Source organism: Streptococcus sp. CL8.13 (assembly GCF_049737895.1).
The window spans coordinates 1-3,971 of sequence record NZ_JBKOTT010000088.1 but is presented as its reverse complement, the minus strand read 5'-3'; the positions used below and the strand labels follow the sequence as shown (position 1 = coordinate 3,971).

Genomic DNA, 3,971 nt, shown 5'->3' with positions numbered 1-3,971 from the left:
TTCTGTCCCTTTCCCAAAGAACTTAACAATATATTGCTTATTTGTTGTTTTGGCCAAATAGTTTTGATTGGTCATTCCCCCCAGTTGTTCAACACTGAGGACTTCCTCTTCTTGACTAAGTAAGGAAGAAATTTTTTCTTTAATGATTTTCTCCACAATTAACCTCCAGTTCTTATACTTCCCACTTAAACACGGTTTTAAAGGCTGTGTTTAAATCGGTCGCAAAGACACGGTGAATATCTTTAATTTCTCTTACAGGTTCTTCTAGGTAAAGGATATTTTTAAGACGATTGGCAAATTTCTTGACTTCCATCATTTGGATGGCATTTTCAAAATCGATGCGACCAGAACGAGAGGAACCAACCAAGAGCAAGCCTTTCTCTAAGATATCGCGTGTATTGATATTGACTTTATATTCGCTAACGCCCATCATGAGAATCGTTCCCTGAGGACGAATGTAGCGAATCAAGTCATTTATAGCTGGTCCAGTACCATCACCACCACAACACTCAAAAGCATGATCAAAGGTCAAATCTTCAGGAATATTGTCAGTAATATAGCATTCTTTGGCAAATGAGAAGAGTTCCAATTTTTCCCAATGACGACCAATAACCACGATCTCTGCTTCTGGCAAAGTATAGTTGATAATATTGGCAACCACAAATGCTAAACTTCCATCTCCGATAACGGCGATTCGGTCCCGCTTGCTATGAGCAAGGGTCAATAGGCGATTCATTGCATGCATACCGACACTGACAAACTCTGTAATGGCTGCAACCGTATCTTCGATAGCATCATAAGCCACCACACGATCTTTAGGGAGAGAAACAAACTCTCTCATAAAGCCATCAAAGCCACTAGATAAGAAATGGGTTCCTGTCATGTAGTTTTCATAGAATTCTTCATCACTCTGCATAGGTGGCTGATTAGGAATCATGACAACTTTTTGCCCAACCTCGTAGGTTCCTGTCGGGTCAGAAATAACGGTTCCACATGACTCGTGAATCATTGCCATTGGAAGCTTTTTATTCAAAATCTTCGGATCACGTTTTCCTTGGTAGTAACGCTGATCCGCATGACAGACCGCCATATAATTAGGGCGGATGAGGATATGATTCTCTTGGTCAATAGCCTCTTCCTGATATTTGACATTGATAAACTTAGGCTTAGTTAGTTGATAAATTTGATTAATCATTTTACTAGTCTTTCTCAATCATACTTTTTGCAATCTTCAAATCTGTTACGGTTGTAATCTTCAGATTTGAGTATTCACCTTTGGCTAAGGCCACATCTTTTCCTTTGATCACAAAGATTTTACATGCATCTGTCAAGATTTCCTTCTCTTCAGCAGAAAGAGAGCCATAAAGGTCCATGAAGTCCTTGCAACGGAATGTTTGAGGTGTTTGTCCTTGATAAAGGTGAGCACGATTTGGAATATCTGTAATGAATTGACCATTGGTACTTTCAACGATAGTATCAACCGCTTCTACCACTGTGTCCACTGCGTCATGATTTTGGGCAAGTTGGATATTGTCTTGAATCATGCGAAGTGTAATAAATGGACGAACAGAATCGTGGGTAACAACGATATCCTCTGGAGTAAGCGGACGATAAGCATCAATGGCTTCAATGATTTTCTCAATACTTGTATTGCGGTCAGCACCACCCTTTGTAATGATGATACGTTCCTTATGAAGAGGAAGATATTTATCTACAAGATCTTCTGCATGAGAAACCCAGTCTCCATGAACCCCAACTACAATTTTTTCAATACTTGGTTCCAAGACAAATTTTTCAATTGTATGAATCAAGATAGGTCGATCACCTAGCTCTAAAAATTGTTTTGGCAAGTTACTGATTCCCATGCGTGTGCCAGTTCCACCAGCAAGAATTCCTGCATAAATCATCTATTTTCTCCTTTGTCTTACTAAAAAAACTTATCCTCTCTATTATACCACAATCTAGTCCTATCATAAAATAAATACTAGTCATCCCGTTCTAGAATAGGAGGATTAAGCAGTTCTATTATTCAAAGAAACTAGTCCATTTCTAGTAATGACTAGGAATTCTGTAGTCATTACTAATAAATGGCTGTGAAATTTTAGAGTTCTTCAGAATAATATAGTTTTCTTAAAGAAAGCTTAAAATCAAACTTTGAAACTTCAAAGTGATTACTTGACTTATACTCAATGAAAATCAAAAAGCAAACTAGGAAGCTAGCCGTAAGCTGTACTTGAGTACGGTAAGGCGACGCTGACGTGGTTTGAATTTGATTTTCGAAGAGTATTACTGCCCTTCATTTCTTATTAGCTGACTTTATGATATAATGAAAAATGAGGTAAATTGAATGAAAAGTATAAAATTAAATGCTCTATCCTACATGGGAATTCGTGTCTTGAATATTATTTTTCCCATCTTAACTGGTACCTACGTCGCGCGTGTCTTGGACCGAACTGACTATGGTTACTTCAACTCAGTCGACACAATTTTGTCATTTTTCTTACCCTTTGCAACTTATGGGGTCTATAACTACGGTTTACGAGCCATCAGCAATGTCAAGGATAACAAAAAAGATCTGAATAGAACCTTCTCTAGTCTTTTTTATTTGTGCATAGCTTGTACGATTTTGACCACCGCTGTCTATATCCTTGCCTATCCTCTCTTCTTTACAGATAATCCAATCGTCAAAAAAGTCTACCTTGTTATGGGGATTCAACTCATTGCCCAGATTTTTTCAATCGAATGGGTTAATGAAGCTCTGGAAAATTATAGTTTTCTTTTTTACAAGACTGCCTTCATCCGTATCCTGATGCTGGTCTCTATTTTCCTATTTGTCAAAAATGAACACGATATTGTTGTCTATACACTTGTGATGAGTTTATCGACACTGATTAACTATCTGATTAGTTATTTTTGGATTAAAAGAGACATTAAGCTTGTTAAGATTCACATAAGTGATTTTAAACCGCTCTTTCTCCCTTTAACAGCCATGTTGGTCTTTGCCAATGCCAATATGCTCTTCACTTTTTTGGATCGTCTCTTCCTCGTAAAAACAGGGATTGATGTCAACGTTAGTTACTATACCATGGCTCAGCGAATTGTGACCGTTATAGCTGGTGTTGTAACAGGAGCTATCGGAGTGAGTGTGCCTCGTCTCAGTTACTATCTAGGAAAAGGCGATAAGGAAGCTTATGTCACACTTGTTAATAGAGGTAGTCGAATCTTTAACTTCTTTATCATTCCACTTAGCTTTGGACTCATGGTTTTAGGACCAAATGCTATCCTACTTTATGGTAGTGAAAAATATATCGGAGGTGGTATCTTAACCTCTCTCTTCGCTTTTCGTACGATTATCCTGGCACTAGATACCATTCTTGGTTCCCAAATTCTCTTTACAAATGGCTATGAAAAACGTATCACAGTCTATACAGTCTTTGCAGGATTACTCAATTTGGGCTTAAATAGTCTCCTCTTTTTCAACCACATAGTGGCTCCTGAATACTACTTACTGACAACTATGCTATCAGAGGCCTCTCTACTTGTTTTCTATATCATTTTCATCCATAGAAAACAACTCATCCACTTAGGACATATCTTTAGCTATACTGTTCGATACTCGCTCTTTTCACTTTCCTTTGTAGGAATCTATTTCCTGATTAATTTCTTGTATCCCGTGGATATGGTCATTAATTTGCCATTTTTGATTAATACTGGTTTGATTGTCTTGCTATCAGCCATCTCTTATATTGGTCTACTTGCCTTCACCAAAGATAGCATTTTCTATGAATTTTTAAACCATGTCCTAGCCTTAAAAAATAAATTCAAAAGATCATAGGAGTTTAAAATGAAACAACTAACCATTGAAGATGCCAAACAAATTGAATTAGAAATTTTGGATTATATTGATACTCTCTGTAAAAAGAACAATATCAACTATATTATTAACTACGGTACTCTGATTGGGGCGGTTC

General features: G+C 37.2%; 3 protein-coding genes and 2 pseudogenes. 2 read left to right on the top strand and 3 right to left on the bottom strand.

What is annotated here, in order from left to right; all coding sequences use genetic code 11:
* The 3 genes and pseudogenes from ACLNCN_RS03825 to ACLNCN_RS03815 form a co-directional block, all read right to left on the bottom strand.
* Nucleotides 1-156, bottom strand: a pseudogene (locus tag ACLNCN_RS03825) (choline kinase); the annotation flags it as partial.
* Between the two features lie 16 nt (nucleotides 157-172).
* Nucleotides 173-1,195 carry a ribitol-5-phosphate dehydrogenase gene (locus tag ACLNCN_RS03820; protein ID WP_223340579.1) on the bottom strand — a complete coding sequence of 341 codons (1,023 nt, stop codon included), beginning with the start codon at nucleotides 1,193-1,195 and terminating at the stop codon, nucleotides 173-175.
* A 4-nt stretch (nucleotides 1,196-1,199) separates the two neighbouring features.
* Nucleotides 1,200-1,907: an IspD/TarI family cytidylyltransferase gene (locus ACLNCN_RS03815; protein WP_000638495.1), complete on the bottom strand. Its 708-nt coding sequence runs from the start codon at nucleotides 1,905-1,907 to the stop codon at nucleotides 1,200-1,202.
* A gap of 440 nt (nucleotides 1,908-2,347) precedes the next feature.
* Between ACLNCN_RS03815 and tacF the strand changes: the two genes are divergently transcribed.
* Complete coding sequence (gene tacF, locus ACLNCN_RS03810) at nucleotides 2,348-3,835, top strand: type IV teichoic acid flippase TacF (protein WP_424844654.1); 1,488 nt, start codon at nucleotides 2,348-2,350, stop codon at nucleotides 3,833-3,835.
* Nucleotides 3,836-3,844: 9 nt separating this feature from the next.
* Nucleotides 3,845-3,971 (top strand): annotated as a pseudogene (locus ACLNCN_RS03805) (LicD family protein); the annotation flags it as partial.